Source organism: Algibacter pectinivorans (assembly GCF_900112595.1).
In the GTDB taxonomy this organism is placed as follows: Bacteria; Bacteroidota; Bacteroidia; order Flavobacteriales; family Flavobacteriaceae; genus Algibacter_B; species Algibacter_B pectinivorans.
Genome location: NZ_FOMI01000008.1, coordinates 158,938 through 173,204, shown reverse-complemented (window position 1 = coordinate 173,204; position 14,267 = coordinate 158,938). Strand labels below are relative to the sequence as shown.

The following is a 14,267-nucleotide window of genomic DNA, read 5'->3' as shown; positions in this document are numbered from 1 at the left end:
ATGCACATTGCTATAGCCGGAAATATTGGCGCAGGAAAAACTACACTCACCAAATTATTAGCAAAACACTACAACTGGGAAGCCCAGTTGGAAGACGTGGTGGACAACCCATATTTAGATGATTTTTATACCGAAATGGCACGTTGGAGTTTTAACCTTCAGGTTTATTTTTTAAACAGCAGATTTCGTCAAGTTTTACAAATTCGTCAAAGCGGAAAGGACATTATTCAAGACCGTACTATTTACGAAGACGCCCATATTTTCGCACCAAACTTGCACGCCATGGGTTTAATGACCAATCGCGATTTCGAGAACTACACCTCGCTTTTCGAACTTATGGAATCTTTAGTAAAAGGGCCAGATGTACTTATATATTTACGCAGTTCTATTCCAAATTTAGTATCGCAAATTCATAAACGCGGACGCGACTACGAAAATTCAATTAGCATCGATTATTTAAGTCGACTAAACGAACGTTACGAAGCGTGGATTCATGGTTACAACAAAGGTAAATTACTTATTATTGATGTAGATAATCTAGATTTTGTGGATAATCAAGAAGATTTAGGACACGTAATAAATACTATTGATGCTGAGATAAACGGATTGTTTTAATTAAATTTTTAGGGCGTTACGTTTCACTAATTCGCATACCAAGCCAGATTTAAAAACCTTAGTCCATCGTAAAACGTCGGGCTTGAAGGCTGTCTTGAGCAAAGTCGAAAGGTTACAAGTCCTCGCACCTCCTGCGTCGGGCTGTGGGCTATCCACTACAATTCCTAACGCAACTACCCGCCAAAGTAATTACACAAAATTAAATTTGGTTTATCTATAAAAAGCATGATTCTATTTTATAAAACCATGTAATCTAGCGTGTGCTATAACAGCATCGGCATGCTCTACCAATAACACAGGAATAGTTTTATAACCATCATACAACGCCTTTACACGTAACATTTTCTTTTTATGGTTAACACTTCTTAAATAAATAGCCAAAATTCTACCCGGAAAAGACTCCGATACTTCCTTATAAATGTAAGGATCATGCTCTCCAATATCGCCAATAAGTATAAACTTTAAATCCGGATACGTTTTTAAAATGCTTACAATCTCCTTATGCTTTTGGGGTTTTTCTCCTTTTTGCTTTTTAGCAAACGGTCTAGGGAAACTTCTAAGTATTATAGGGCCTTTAGGGAAATTATTTTTATTTAAAAACAACTCCAAATACCTATATAAATTCCATGGACTATGGCTTACATAAAATATAGGGTTAGCCTCCTGCTCTGCTTTACCACGATGTAAAAGGTGGTAAAATTCTGGTGCCCCTTCTAACGGCAAGCGTTTTCCTGCCGATGTAAGCAAGGTATTTATTAAGACGCGCCATTTTAAAATAGATGTTAAACCCGTGTGTAAAATGGTATCGTCAATATCGCTAATAACCCCAAAAGATGCCTTTTTTGAAGGAATAAGCATGTTTCCTGGAAATCTATTATCACTTTGAATAGTTCTTTTTAAATGCTTCGTATTATACGAAATCTCCAAGGGCACCCAACCTTCAGTATTTGCAAACGTCTCTAAATTTTCAACAACTTCATTTATCAAGAAATAGCCTTTCTTGTCTGTTTTGGTGTAAAAAAACTTATCATCACCAACTTTAATTCTAAGTTCGGTATTTTTAATTTCGTCGGTTTCAAAACGCTTCCATGCATTAAAAAGAAGCTTAAAAGCACCTTGTTGTTCTAGGTTTATACTTTCATCTTCTATGGCGCGACCTCTTAAATACAAATGATTCGAGGTACCGTAGGTTTGAAATGCTATTATTTGAAGCGGATCTTTCTTAAACATATGGGTTTAAAAATACAAAAAACCACGATAATGGCGTGGTTTTTATGACAACACATTTTAACTTTTAAAATATGAGCAGATATTTATTTCTCAATCACTTTATCTATAATTTTTGTTTCTATTTTTACGCTTTCATCAGCAGTATTATAAGCCTTAACTTGTGCTCTTACTTCTGCTTCTGCACCTTCAAAAGTCTCATAACTAGTTGAAGACTCTCCATTTTTAGTAGTAACCGTTTTAACGACTGCCTTAACTGTACCATCTTCATTATTCGTCATTTCAACTTTAACTTCTTTAGAAACTTCAACCTGTTCATTAGTATTTAAATTACTAGCATAATCGGTAATCCCATTGGCATTCATTGCAATACTAGGTGCAATTACAAGTGCAACTACCGACATTAATTTTAATAAAATATTTAAAGAAGGACCTGAAGTATCCTTAAACGGATCTCCAACGGTATCTCCTACAACAGCAGCTTTATGAGCATCTGTGCCTTTCTTGCCTTGCTCCTCAATAGTTTTTTTAGCATTATCCCAAGCACCACCGGCATTCGACTGAAAAATAGCCATTAGCACACCACAAGTTGTAACACCGGCAAGAAGTCCGCCTAACATTTCGGCGCCACCTAAAAAACCAATGGCAACGGGAACGGCAATAGCCAATAAACCTGGTAACACCATTTCTTTAATAGAAGCTTTAGTTGAGATATCAATACATTTTCCATAATCGGCAACACCATCGGCGTCATCAAAAATGGCTCTTTGTGCTGGAGTAGCTTTAGACATATCAGAATCAACAGCTCTCATAACTTCTAAAGCCGCTTTTAATTTTGGTATATCTCTAAACTGGCGTCTAACTTCTTCAATCATGGCCATAGCAGCGCGACCAACAGCATTCATAGATAATGCAGAAAATACAAATGGTAACATCCCACCAATTAATAATCCCGCCATAATTTTTGGTTGAGACACATCAATGGCTACAACTCCTGCCGTTTTCATAAAAGCAGCAAATAAAGCTAATGCTGTTAAAGCCGCAGATGCAATAGCAAACCCTTTTCCAACGGCAGCCGTTGTATTACCAACAGCATCTAATTTATCTGTACGTTCTCTAACCTCACTAGGTAATTCTGCCATTTCAGCAATACCACCAGCATTATCACAAATTGGTCCGTAAGCATCAACAGCTAATTGAATACCTGTGTTAGCTAACATACCAACCGCGGCAATAGCAATACCATATAATCCAGCAAAATGATGCGAAATCATAATCGCAGCAGCTATTAAAAGTATTGGAATCATGGTAGACATCATACCAACACCTAAACCAGCTATAATATTTGTTGCTGCTCCCGTTTCGGATTGCTCAACAATAGACATCACAGGTTTTTTTCCTGTAGCCGTATAATATTCTGTTATTTTACCAACACCTAAACCAGCCACTAAACCAGCAATTGTTGCCCAAAATACACCCATCGCTCCAAAAGGTAAACCTTCAACAGCCTCAGGGATTAATGAATTAATTATGAAATAAGACGCTACAACCATTAAACCTGCAGAACCAAATTCCCCAATATTTAACGCTGTTTGTGGATTTCCACCATCTTTTACTTTTACAAAGAATGTTCCTAAAATGGACATTAAAATACCTACAGCACCAAGCACTAAAGGCAAGTAAACAGCTCCTAAACCATCAAAATTAGGTGTTAAGATAAACGCTCCTAATACCATAGTACCAATAATTGAACCGACATAAGATTCAAATAAATCGGCTCCCATACCAGCAACATCACCAACATTATCCCCCACGTTATCTGCAATAGTTGCCGGGTTTAAAGGATGATCTTCTGGAATACCAGCTTCTACCTTACCAACTAAATCTGCTCCAACATCGGCAGCTTTAGTATAAATACCTCCACCAACACGCGCAAACAATGCAATAGATGAAGCCCCTAAAGAAAACCCTGAAAGCACATTAAGAACCATTGATAAATTTTCTGCTCCAGGCCACATGGATTGGTATATAAAAAACAAACCACTTAAACCTAAAATGCCAAGACCTACAACACCTAATCCCATAACAGCACCACCAGCGAACGCTACTTCTAGAGCGCGCCCTAGCGATGTTCTAGCAGCCTCGGTAGTTCTTACATTGGCTTTGGTTGCTACCTTCATACCAATAAATCCGGCTAATGCCGAACAAATAGCTCCAATAATAAATGATAAGGCTACCATACCATTAGATCCTACTTCATTAGTTCCTTTAAAGAACAATAAGACCGCTACAGCGGCTACAAAAATGGCTAAAACTTTGTATTCGGCTTTTAAGAAAGCCATAGCGCCATCGGCTATATTTTTAGCGATACGTGACATTTTTTCATTTCCAACGGCTTGTTTTGAAACCCATCCGCTTTTTAGAAAAACGAAAATTAAAGCTGCAACACCAAAAAGAGGTAAAAATTTTACTATTAATTCCATATTAGTTAGTCGGTTTTAAATTAATTAATTTTTTAACTAAGTGAAAATATGAAAATATATGTGATAAAAAAAACCATCTTTAATTAAAGATGGCTCATTTTATTTGCAGTTATTTTAAGAATCCAATAATTTAGATTGTAAAAGTTCGTTTTTTCTTGTGCTCACTTTCATCATAACGCTTAACACATTCTTGATAAATTTTAAGAGCTGCCTCGGCATTTCCCCATCCTCCTGTATCAACTTTTTTCTTCTCTAAATCTTTATATACTTGAAAAAAGTGTTCAATTTCTTTTAATCTATGTGGGTTTAAATCTGCAATATCCATTTTATTACTCCAAATAGGATCAGAAACAGGTACGCATATTACTTTTTCATCCGGCCCCTTTTCATCAGTCATATAAAAAACACCAATAGGCCTAACTTCCATTACAACCATTGGGTAAGTGGGCTGGTGCCCTAAAACCAATACATCTAATGGATCTTGATCTAAGGCTAAAGTTTCTGGAATAAAGCCATAATCTCCAGGATACATCATAGAAGAGAATAACATACGGTCAAATCTAATTTTGTTTAATGCAAAATCATATTCGTATTTATTTCTACTTCCTTTAGGTATTTCAATTAGCACATCAAATGTTACAGATTGTTTCTTTTTTTCACTCATATTACTTTAGTTTTAATAGCCTTTATATATCGCTTATAAATTTACTTTTTAAGAAGACAAATGTAAACAACACTTTACCCTTTAGCAACTTTAAAACTAGACATTAATATTTTTTTAATAAGACTTTAATTTTAATCAACCTTATTAAGTGTTTATTATCAACTACATCCAACAATTTATTATCTTGTGCATGACTAACTCAATACCCTAAAAAATTATGCGTTTTTTCTTATTTTTTGTAATTACCTCCCTTTTTACAGTACAGGCACAAACTAAACCTTGGCAAGGCAAGTTTGAACCTATTGATAATATGATAGCCGCACCTAACACGTATAGAACCGCAAGTGGCGCACCCGGAAGTGATTATTGGCAGCAACGCGCCAACTATAAAATTAAAGCCGTTATAGATGAAACCAATAATACCTTAACCGGCGAAGAAACGATTACCTATTTTAATAATTCTCCTGATGATTTAAGTTATGTATGGATTCAGCTAGAACAAAACGTCAATAAAAAAGAAAATGAAGATTTTGGCAACTTAAGAAATAGCATGAGAGACTCCATGACTACTAGAAACCTACAGTTTTTAACTAGAGCCATAGACTTTCCTGCCGGTTATTCTATAAAATCGGTAACAGACGGCAGTAATAATAAACTAAAAACCATGGTTAACAATACCATGATGAAAGTAAAACTAAGTACTATTTTAAAATCTGGCGAATCCACTAAAATATTAATCTCTTGGTCTTATCCAATAACTGACAGAAGCATGTATTTACTATCTCGAGAAGGTTATGAGTATTTCCCTGAAGATGACAACACTGTCTATTTAATAGCCCATTGGTTTCCTAGAATGGCGGTGTATAGCGATACTGAAGGTTGGCAAAATCAACAATTTCAAAAATTAGGGGAATTTGCCTTAGAGTTTGGAGATTACGAAGTTGAAATAACAGTACCTGAAGATCATGTAATTGCTTCCACTGGCGAGTTACAAAATAGTGACGCTGTATTAAACAAAACTCAAAGAAAAAGATTAGAAGCTGCCAAAAAATCTTTTGACAAACCCGTAATGATTATTACCAAAGAAGAAGCTATAGCCAACGAAAAACAAAAATCTACCAATAAAAAAACATGGAAATTTAATGCAACTAATGTTAGAGATTTTGCCTTCGCTTCTTCAAGAAAATTTATTTGGGATGCCCAGGCTGTAAAATTACCTACTAATACAGTTATGGCTATGTCATTTTATCCCAAAGAAGGTTTACCTGTGTGGCAAGAGGTATCTACCGAAGCCATTAAACACGGTTTAGAAGTTTACTCTGAAGCTACTTTTGATTATCCTTATCCTGTTTGTATTTCGGTAAACACATCCAATATTGGTATGGAATTTCCTATGATTAGCTTTAATGGCGGAAGACCAATTAATGGTGAAATAACCGAAAAGGCTAAACAATCTATGATTGGTACTATAATCCATGAAGTTGGACACAATTGGTTTCCTATGATTGTAAGTTCAGACGAACGAAAATGGATGTGGATGGACGAAGGTTTAAATACCTTTTTACATCACAGAACACTAAAAGAGCGCTACCCTAGTTTTGCAAGTGTAACACCGCAAACTATTGTGCCTTTTATGAGTGGCGATAAGAACATTTTACGACCAATAATGACCAATTCTGATAATGAACTTATGACGCAATTTGGCTCTAACTTTTACCAAAAACCAACGGTTGGATTGCAAATGTTAAGACATTCTATTATTGGAAAAGAACTTTTTGATGAAGCCTTTAAAGAATATGCGAACCGATGGAAATACAAACACCCTAACCCTGCCGATTTATTTAGAACTTTAGAGGATGCCACGGCAACAGATTTAGATTGGTTTTACAGAGGATGGTTTTTTACTACCGACCACGTAGACATGGAATTAAGTCATGTTAAATGGTTTAAAGTTTATGAGGATGAGTTAAATATTGAAGACAAAAAAGCAACATCGAAAGCTAAAATAGCATCGCAAGCTAATAGCAGCAAAACCATTAATAAAGATTTTAGTAACGGACCAGAAGTTATTACCATGACCGCTACCCCAGATAAGGCGTACGGGCAATTCCTTTCTAGAATTGACGAAGATGAAGTACGAAAACAAGTATCTGGAAAAAATATTTATGAAATTACTGTAAAAAACATTGGAGGTTTAGTTATGCCGGTAACCATAAAATGGGAATTTAAGGATGGAACATCCGAAATAGATAGACTTCCTGCAGATCTATGGCGCAGGAACGAATACGAAATTCAAGAAACTTTTATAAAGGAAAAAGAAGTAATTTCTGTAACTTTGGATCCTAACTTTGAATTTGCAGATACAAACACAGAAAACAATAGTTTCCCTAGAACAGAAACCATCTCAGAATTTGAAAGATTTAAACAAAACAAATAACAACGTACTCATAAAACAAATGCCATATCGTTTTTTAAAGTATTGCTTTACAACACTGTTTTGTTTGTGTGTTATCTTAAATGTTAGTAGTCAAAATAATGAGATAGACAGATTAAAGAAAAAAGAAGATATTCATAAAATTCTTTTTATTGGTAACGATATTATTTCTACTCACAATCTACCCGCTGCGGTAAAGAAAAAAGCGAAGTATTCTGGTTATACCATAGAAACTAAAATGATTGCTACTTCAAACTACAATTATTCCGACCATTGGAATAAAAGTGGTGTACAAAGTTTAATAAGCAGTAAGGTTTATGATGTGGTTGTTATTCAACAAAACCCCACTAATCGCATTAATAGTTACGATAATTTAGTCGATTACAGTAACAGGTATAGTAAACTTTGTAAAGAAAACAGTGTAATATTGGCCTTTTTTATGTGCTGGCCAACTCTAGATCACTTTATTACATTCGATACCGAAATACTAAATTACCAACTTGTTTCAGAAACCAACGATGATGTATTATGCCCTGTAGGACAGGTATGGAAATCGTACTTCGATAAAACTAAGAAATTTGACTATTACGGCGATGATAATTTCCTTCCTTCTAAAAAGGGAAATGATATTGCGGCGCAAGTTGTATTAAAAAGCATTTCAAAACACCTCAGGTAAAACTCTTTTTTTTTGCCTAAACCTAAGCAAACACATTATCAATAAAAACATCTTTAAACCCTAATTTTATTGGGTTTTCATTATTATTTTAAACGCTGAAAAACATAAAATACGTACTTATGCGTATTTTACGAATCCAGATTTTGGCCTATATTTACACTAAACCCATTAATTACCAAATAGTTATGATACGCCTAAACTTAAAACCTTCAGTTATTAAAAATATTAATTTTAATAAAAAAGATGAAATGCTAGAGATAGAATTTAAACGACATATAAGTACAGCACAATGCATAAACATACCACTATCTATTCTAAAAGATTATGTTGAAACATTAAGAAACGACCAAGAAAACGAAAACGAATTTCAGCCAAATTTAACCGTAGTACATTCTAACTTCAAAGCGTCGTAAACTAGTTTATACGCTCTATTCTAGCTCCAATTGCTCTTAATCTTTCGTCAATATTCTCGTAACCACGATCAATTTGTTCTATATTTTGAATTGTAGAGGTTCCCTTTGCAGAAAGTGCAGCAATTAACAATGAAACTCCAGCACGAATATCTGGCGATGTCATGGTAGTAGCCTTTAAAGTCGATTTATAATCGTGACCAATAACAGTAGCGCGATGCGGATCGCAAAGAATAATTTTTGCGCCCATGTCTATTAACTTATCCACAAAGAATAAGCGACTTTCAAACATTTTTTGGTGTATTAAAACACTACCTCTAGCTTGGGTAGCAACAACCAAAATAATACTTAGTAAATCTGGTGTAAATCCTGGCCAAGGCGCATCAGAAATAGTTAATATAGACCCGTCAATAAAGCTTTGTATTTCATAACCATCTGTATGCGCAGGAATATGAATATCATCACCTTGTTTTTCAACCGTAATACCTAATTTTCTAAACGTTTCAGGAATTATTCCTAAATCATTCCAAGATACATTTGTAATGGTAAGCTCACTTTTTGTCATAGCAGCAAGCCCTATCCAACTTCCTATTTCAATCATATCAGGAAGCATTCTATGCTCGGTACCACCTAAACTATCAACACCATCAACAATTAACATATTAGAACCCACACCACTAATTTTGGCGCCCATTCTATTTAGCATTTTACAAAGTTGTTGCAAATACGGTTCGCAAGCTGCGTTGTATATAGTGGTTTGGCCTTCTGCTAACACAGCAGCCATCAAAATATTAGCAGTTCCAGTTACAGAAGCCTCTTCAAGCAACATGTAAGTACCTTTAAGTCTTTTAGCTTCAACACCATAAAACTGCTCCTCTTTGCTGTAACCAAATTTAGCACCAAGTTTTATTAAACCTTCAAAATGAGTATCTAAACGTCGTCTACCAATTTTATCGCCTCCAGGTTTAGGAATATATCCTCTACCAAAACGTGCTAATAAAGGGCCAACAATCATTATAGAACCGCGTAAACCACGACCATCAATTTTAAATTGATCGGACTCTAAGTAGTCTAAATCAACATTATCTGCCTTAAAGGTATAAGAGCCTTTTGCTAGTTTTTCTACCTTTACACCTAACTTTTTTAATAAGCTTATTAGTTTATTTACATCAACAATATCTGGGATATTATTAATTGTTACAAGTTCTGGAGTTAGTAACACAGCACATAAAATTTGTAATGCTTCGTTTTTGGCACCTTGAGGTTGTATTTTTCCTTTTAGTTGGTGACCACCTTCAATTTTGAATGTTCCCATGCTTTGATTAGTAGCGTTTTCTTTGACGGTTATTAGAATTCTTTTTCTGGTGCGATTTCTTATTATTGTTGTTAGAGTATTTCCCTTTAGTACGCAATAAGCTTGTAGAGTCTGATAAATCCTCATCTGAGCTCTTTAAGTTTAATTTACCACCAGAAAGCTCGTATAAATGGTCAAAAATAACAGCATCCTCAACGGTGTCCTTATTCCAATTTAAAAAACACTTTTTCATGTGGTTGGCAATAGTAAACGTTAAAGCCTCTTTAAGCTCGCCCTCTTCCCAGGTATTTGCCACATCAATCATGGTTTTAATATTGTTTCCGTAAAAACGATATTTTGGAAAATTTTGTGGATATTCCAATGGTTCAGGACGCTCTTCGTAAATTTCCTTGGTAGGAATTTCGTAAGGCGAATCAACATCCAATTCAAAATTAGACATTATAAAAAGCTGATCCCAAAGTTTATGCTGAAAATCTGGAACATCTCTTAAGTGCGGTTGCATATTACCCATTACGGCAATAATAGCCTTAGCTACCTTATTACGTTCCTCTTTTGTTTCAAGTGTTTTAGCATGGTTAATCATTTTTTGCATATGGCGACCATACTCAGGAATAATTAAATGTTCACGCTCGGTGTTGTATTCTAAATTATCTATCAAAATAAATGTGTAGAGTTATATGTTTTTGCATGTAGTATTCTATGCATGCGCAAAATACGAAAAAAAACTAAAGACTAATCACACCCTCAACCTTTTCTGCAACTTCTTTGTATTTAGTAATAACAGCATCGGGGTTTTTCATGGTAACATTAATAGAAACACTAGTATACTTACCGTTTTTAGACTCCTTAGTTTCAATAACAGCGCCTAAATAGTTAAAAATAGATTCTATTTGCTCTATCTTTTCCTTATCAGAAATTACAATAAATTTATACAAATACTCACTAGGCCAAAGCGAGGTATCTTCTAATTGGATTTTTAACTTTTTGTAAAACTCTTCAGAATTTGGAGGTGTGCTCATAATTATAAATTAAACTACAAATATACGGCAGCAAACCACATTTAAAAACATTAAATATTATTATTTGGGCGCTACCCAAAAAGGGGTCGGGTTTTTCATTTCAAGTCCTCGCACCTCCTACGTCGGGCTGTGGGCTATCCACTACAACCCCTAGCGCAACTATACGCCAGCAAAATACAGTGCCAAAAACCACAGCCTATATACAATAGTTAGGCTTCTACTTTTTTTTCATCATTAAAATTCCGATTTTTACGGCAAATAAAACAGCATTGAGCACAAACAAAATAGTAATTACAGGTGGTCCCGGAACCGGAAAATCTACTTTAATTAACGCATTAATACAACAAGGCCATATTTGTCTCGAAGAAATTTCGCGACAAGTAACCCTAGATGCTAAAAAGGATGGTGTAGACCAACTATTTTTAACCAACCCTTTATTATTTAGCGAACGCCTTTTACAAGGCAGGCAGCAACAATTTTTAGAAGCCGACCTCTATAAAAACCAAACCGTTTTTTTTGATCGTGGTGTGCACGATGTACTTGCCTATATGGATTTTATTGGAGACACTTACCCCGAAAACTTTGTGCAAACTTGTAAAAAAGCCGTTTACAATTTGGTTTTTATATTAAAACCCTGGGAAGCTATTTACACAAGCGACAACGAGCGCTACGAAACCTTCGATCAAGCACAACAAATACACGACCACCTAGTTAACACCTACAAATCCTTTAATTACAAACTTATTGATGTACCTTTTGGTACCGTTAAAGAACGTACAGATTTTATTTTAAACACCGTTAATATGTAGTATGGAACATCCCATTTACATATTAGAACGCTATTGGAAATACACAAGTTTTAGGCCGCAACAAGAAGCCATAATTAATGCAGTTATTGCAGGCGAAGACACTTTTGTATTACTACCAACAGGTGGCGGAAAATCGATGTGCTTCCAAATACCAGCTTTGGCAAAAAAAGGGATTTGCATAGTCGTTTCGCCGTTAATAGCATTAATGAAAGACCAGGTTTTAGCCTTAAATAACAAAGGTATAAAAGCCATGGCTATTACTAGCGGCATAACGTATAAAGAGCTTGACACCCTTTTAGATAATTGCATTTACGGTAACTACAAGTTTTTATACCTATCGCCAGAGCGCTTGCAACAAGAGTTGGTACAAAGCCGTATACAACAAATGCCGGTAAACTTAATAGCTGTAGACGAGGCGCATTGCATCTCGCAATGGGGCAGCGATTTTAGGCCAGCATACAAAAACATTACGTTATTACGCCAACTACAACCCAGTGTAAATGTGGTAGCCTTAACCGCTTCGGCAAAACCAGAAGTGGTACAAGATATTGTAAACGAGTTGGATTTTATAGATCCTAAAATATTTAAACAATCGTTTTATAGGCCAAATTTGGCGTATATGGTTTTTCATGAAAACGATAAATATTATAGGCTAGAAACCATATTAAAAAAAAACAGTGCATCGTCTATAATCTATGTTCGTAACCGAAAACAAACGCTAGATATAAGTGCCTTTTTAAGTTCTAAAAAAATTACTGCTACGCATTATCACGGCGGACTTTCAAATGTTGAGAAAGATGCAAACATGGCGGCTTGGTTAAACAACCAAAAACAAGTTATGGTAGCCACCAATGCCTTTGGTATGGGCATAGATAAGCCCGATGTAAAAACCGTTATTCATCTTACTTTACCCGAAAGTATTGAGAGTTATTTTCAAGAAGCTGGTCGTGTAGGACGAAACGGCGACAAAGCTTTTGCTGTAATTTTAAAAAACGATAGCGATAAAGCTTTGGTTAAAAACCAATTTTTAAGTGTGTTACCTACGGTAAGCTTGGTAAAACAAGTGTATAGAAAGTTGTGCAACTATTTTCAAATATCGTATGGCGAAGGCGAATATTTAACCTTCGATTTCGATTTTAATACCTTTTGTAAAACCTATAAATTTAGTGCTATAACCTGTTATAATGCCTTGTTAATATTAGACAGAAATAGCATAATAACCTTATCCAAACAATTTAAAAACAAGGTAACCGTACAATTTATAATTTCAAACAAAGCCTTGTTTAACTATTTGGAGACGCACCAAAATTTCGGAATTATAGTAAAATCTATTTTACGCCTTTATGGCGGTGTGTTCGATCATGTTACAAAAATAGATCTTAAAAAGATTTGCGAAAAAGCAGCCATATCCGAGGGCAGATTAACCAATATATTACAAGAATTAGAAAAGGACGAGATTATTACATTAAACCTAGCAAAAACCGATGCACAAGTTACGTTTATTGAACCTCGGGAAGATGATAAAACCATAAACCGAATAGCTAAAACTATCGAGCAACAAAATAAATTAAAACAAGGGCAAGTAAAAGCCATGTTAGATTATGTTGAAAACGAATTGGTTTGTAAAAGTATACAGCTACTCTCCTATTTTGGTGAAACCGATGCTGAAAACTGTGGCATTTGCTCGGTGTGTATACAAGCCAAGCATGATAAAAAAAAGCCTGCAGATGGTAAAACGCTTAAAAAACGTATTATTGAGTTGCTTGAAAATGGCGACCAATCGTCGCGCGCTATGGTAAAACAATTACAATGTGAGCAGGAGGCTTTAAAACCTGTACTAAAATTATTATTAGAACACCAAATAATTGTAATTACACCAACAAATACTTATAAATTAAGCCATTTATAGGTGTGAGTTATTTGACTTTGTAAAAACTTTCTAATACCTTCGTTTAACGCTGGAAATTAACTTTAAAAACCATTTTAAAGTTGCTAATTTTAATACCATAGCAAGAACGTAAACTAAATGACTATTTTTAAACACATTAAACCTAAAAATGAGAGGATTAAAGTTAACGTAGGTATTAAGACGTTAAAACAAATAATCGATTCCAAGGAGAAAAAAATTCACTTTAAGTGGCTATCAGAAGATAGTTTTATAATTAGTTTAAATTTTTCGTTTGGCTCTAGCCGTTTATTTGATACGCATTACGCAAACACCAAAAGCGATATTATTGCTACGGGTACATTAAAAGCAATAAATGATTTTGAAACAGAAATAAATTTAACTACTAAAAGTAAATACTGGTTAATGTATTTACTTTTACCTCCTATTGGAATGTTATTAATTGAGTTTATTTTTAATTTAGGAATTCCAGTAGCATTTTTCTTTTTATTCCCAATACTTTATATTCTAATAGTATATGTGGTACAGCAAGAAGATAAAAAACTTTTAAAACGCTTTAAAGAGCTCTTAAAACAGTAAACTATAGTCGAAAAAAAAGCTTATTTACATAATAAACGAACCACAGTAAGAATACTATTTTTTTAAAATAAAAAGACAGAATTAAGCAAACATACCCGCGTTAGGGATTGAAAAGGATAGCCCACAGCCT

General features: G+C 34.7%; 13 protein-coding genes. 7 read left to right on the top strand and 6 right to left on the bottom strand.

Going from position 1 to position 14,267, the window contains the following annotated elements:
* Positions 1 to 615, top strand: coding sequence for a deoxynucleoside kinase (locus BMY96_RS12480; protein ID WP_092852665.1), 615 nt, complete (start codon positions 1 to 3; stop codon positions 613 to 615).
* Positions 616 to 846: 231 nt separating this feature from the next.
* Here the strand turns inward: BMY96_RS12480 and BMY96_RS12475 are convergent, their stop codons facing one another.
* The 3 genes from BMY96_RS12475 to BMY96_RS12465 form a co-directional block, all read right to left on the bottom strand.
* Positions 847 to 1,845 carry an App1 family protein phosphatidate phosphatase gene (locus tag BMY96_RS12475; protein ID WP_092852663.1) on the bottom strand — a complete coding sequence of 333 codons (999 nt, stop codon included), beginning with the start codon at positions 1,843 to 1,845 and terminating at the stop codon, positions 847 to 849.
* Between the two features lie 83 nt (positions 1,846 to 1,928).
* Complete coding sequence (locus tag BMY96_RS12470) at positions 1,929 to 4,325, bottom strand: sodium-translocating pyrophosphatase (RefSeq protein ID WP_092852661.1); 2,397 nt, start codon at positions 4,323 to 4,325, stop codon at positions 1,929 to 1,931.
* A 130-nt stretch (positions 4,326 to 4,455) separates the two neighbouring features.
* On the bottom strand, positions 4,456 to 4,989 hold the full coding sequence (locus BMY96_RS12465; RefSeq protein ID WP_092852659.1) for an inorganic diphosphatase: 534 nt from the start codon (positions 4,987 to 4,989) through the stop codon (positions 4,456 to 4,458).
* Positions 4,990 to 5,206: 217 nt separating this feature from the next.
* Here BMY96_RS12465 and BMY96_RS12460 point away from each other — a divergent pair, with 217 nt between their 5' ends.
* The 3 genes from BMY96_RS12460 to BMY96_RS12450 all read left to right on the top strand — a co-directional run bounded on the left by BMY96_RS12460 (position 5,207) and on the right by BMY96_RS12450 (position 8,512).
* Positions 5,207 to 7,426 carry a M1 family metallopeptidase gene (locus BMY96_RS12460; protein WP_092852657.1) on the top strand — a complete coding sequence of 740 codons (2,220 nt, stop codon included), beginning with the start codon at positions 5,207 to 5,209 and terminating at the stop codon, positions 7,424 to 7,426.
* The gene (locus tag BMY96_RS12455; RefSeq protein WP_092852655.1) at positions 7,401 to 8,099 is read left to right on the top strand and encodes a hypothetical protein; all 699 of its coding nucleotides are present in this window, start codon (positions 7,401 to 7,403) and stop codon (positions 8,097 to 8,099) included. Before BMY96_RS12460 ends, BMY96_RS12455 begins: the two co-directional genes overlap by 26 nt.
* 119 nt (positions 8,100 to 8,218) lie before the next feature.
* A complete protein-coding gene (locus BMY96_RS12450; RefSeq protein ID WP_139205255.1) occupies positions 8,219 to 8,512 on the top strand; it encodes a hypothetical protein in 294 nt (97 codons plus the stop codon).
* Between the two features lies 1 nt (position 8,513).
* Here BMY96_RS12450 and murA read toward each other — a convergent pair whose 3' ends face one another.
* The 3 genes from murA to BMY96_RS12435 form a co-directional block, all read right to left on the bottom strand.
* A complete protein-coding gene (gene murA, locus BMY96_RS12445) occupies positions 8,514 to 9,824 on the bottom strand; it encodes a UDP-N-acetylglucosamine 1-carboxyvinyltransferase (protein ID WP_092852651.1) in 1,311 nt (436 codons plus the stop codon).
* A 7-nt stretch (positions 9,825 to 9,831) separates the two neighbouring features.
* Positions 9,832 to 10,482 carry a DUF4290 domain-containing protein gene (locus tag BMY96_RS12440; RefSeq protein ID WP_092852649.1) on the bottom strand — a complete coding sequence of 217 codons (651 nt, stop codon included), beginning with the start codon at positions 10,480 to 10,482 and terminating at the stop codon, positions 9,832 to 9,834.
* A 67-nt stretch (positions 10,483 to 10,549) separates the two neighbouring features.
* Positions 10,550 to 10,843, bottom strand: coding sequence for a DUF493 family protein (locus BMY96_RS12435; protein ID WP_092852647.1), 294 nt, complete (start codon positions 10,841 to 10,843; stop codon positions 10,550 to 10,552).
* A 269-nt stretch (positions 10,844 to 11,112) separates the two neighbouring features.
* Here BMY96_RS12435 and BMY96_RS12430 point away from each other — a divergent pair, with 269 nt between their 5' ends.
* The 3 genes from BMY96_RS12430 (at position 11,113) to BMY96_RS12420 (ending at position 14,137) form a co-directional block, all read left to right on the top strand.
* Positions 11,113 to 11,652, top strand: a complete 540-nt coding sequence (locus tag BMY96_RS12430) for an AAA family ATPase (RefSeq protein WP_092852645.1) — start codon at positions 11,113 to 11,115, stop codon at positions 11,650 to 11,652.
* A gap of 1 nt (position 11,653) precedes the next feature.
* On the top strand, positions 11,654 to 13,561 hold the full coding sequence (locus BMY96_RS12425; protein ID WP_092852643.1) for a RecQ family ATP-dependent DNA helicase: 1,908 nt from the start codon (positions 11,654 to 11,656) through the stop codon (positions 13,559 to 13,561).
* Positions 13,562 to 13,678: 117 nt separating this feature from the next.
* Positions 13,679 to 14,137, top strand: coding sequence for a hypothetical protein (locus BMY96_RS12420; protein WP_092852641.1), 459 nt, complete (start codon positions 13,679 to 13,681; stop codon positions 14,135 to 14,137).
* Positions 14,138 to 14,267: the final 130 nt, after the last annotated feature.

What these genes read in the sequence shown, in the direction of transcription:
- BMY96_RS12480 (WP_092852665.1), top strand. Translation starts at nt 1, where the DNA reads ATGCACATTGCTATAGCCGGAAATATTGGCGCAGGAAAAACTACACTC.
- BMY96_RS12475 (WP_092852663.1), bottom strand. Translation starts at nt 1,845, where the DNA reads ATGTTTAAGAAAGATCCGCTTCAAATAATAGCATTTCAAACCTACGGT.
- BMY96_RS12470 (WP_092852661.1), bottom strand. Translation starts at nt 4,325, where the DNA reads ATGGAATTAATAGTAAAATTTTTACCTCTTTTTGGTGTTGCAGCTTTA.
- BMY96_RS12465 (WP_092852659.1), bottom strand. Translation starts at nt 4,989, where the DNA reads ATGAGTGAAAAAAAGAAACAATCTGTAACATTTGATGTGCTAATTGAA.
- BMY96_RS12460 (WP_092852657.1), top strand. Translation starts at nt 5,207, where the DNA reads ATGCGTTTTTTCTTATTTTTTGTAATTACCTCCCTTTTTACAGTACAG.
- BMY96_RS12450 (WP_139205255.1), top strand. Translation starts at nt 8,219, where the DNA reads ATGCGTATTTTACGAATCCAGATTTTGGCCTATATTTACACTAAACCC.
- murA (WP_092852651.1), bottom strand. Translation starts at nt 9,824, where the DNA reads ATGGGAACATTCAAAATTGAAGGTGGTCACCAACTAAAAGGAAAAATA.
- BMY96_RS12435 (WP_092852647.1), bottom strand. Translation starts at nt 10,843, where the DNA reads ATGAGCACACCTCCAAATTCTGAAGAGTTTTACAAAAAGTTAAAAATC.
- BMY96_RS12425 (WP_092852643.1), top strand. Translation starts at nt 11,654, where the DNA reads ATGGAACATCCCATTTACATATTAGAACGCTATTGGAAATACACAAGT.
- BMY96_RS12420 (WP_092852641.1), top strand. Translation starts at nt 13,679, where the DNA reads ATGACTATTTTTAAACACATTAAACCTAAAAATGAGAGGATTAAAGTT.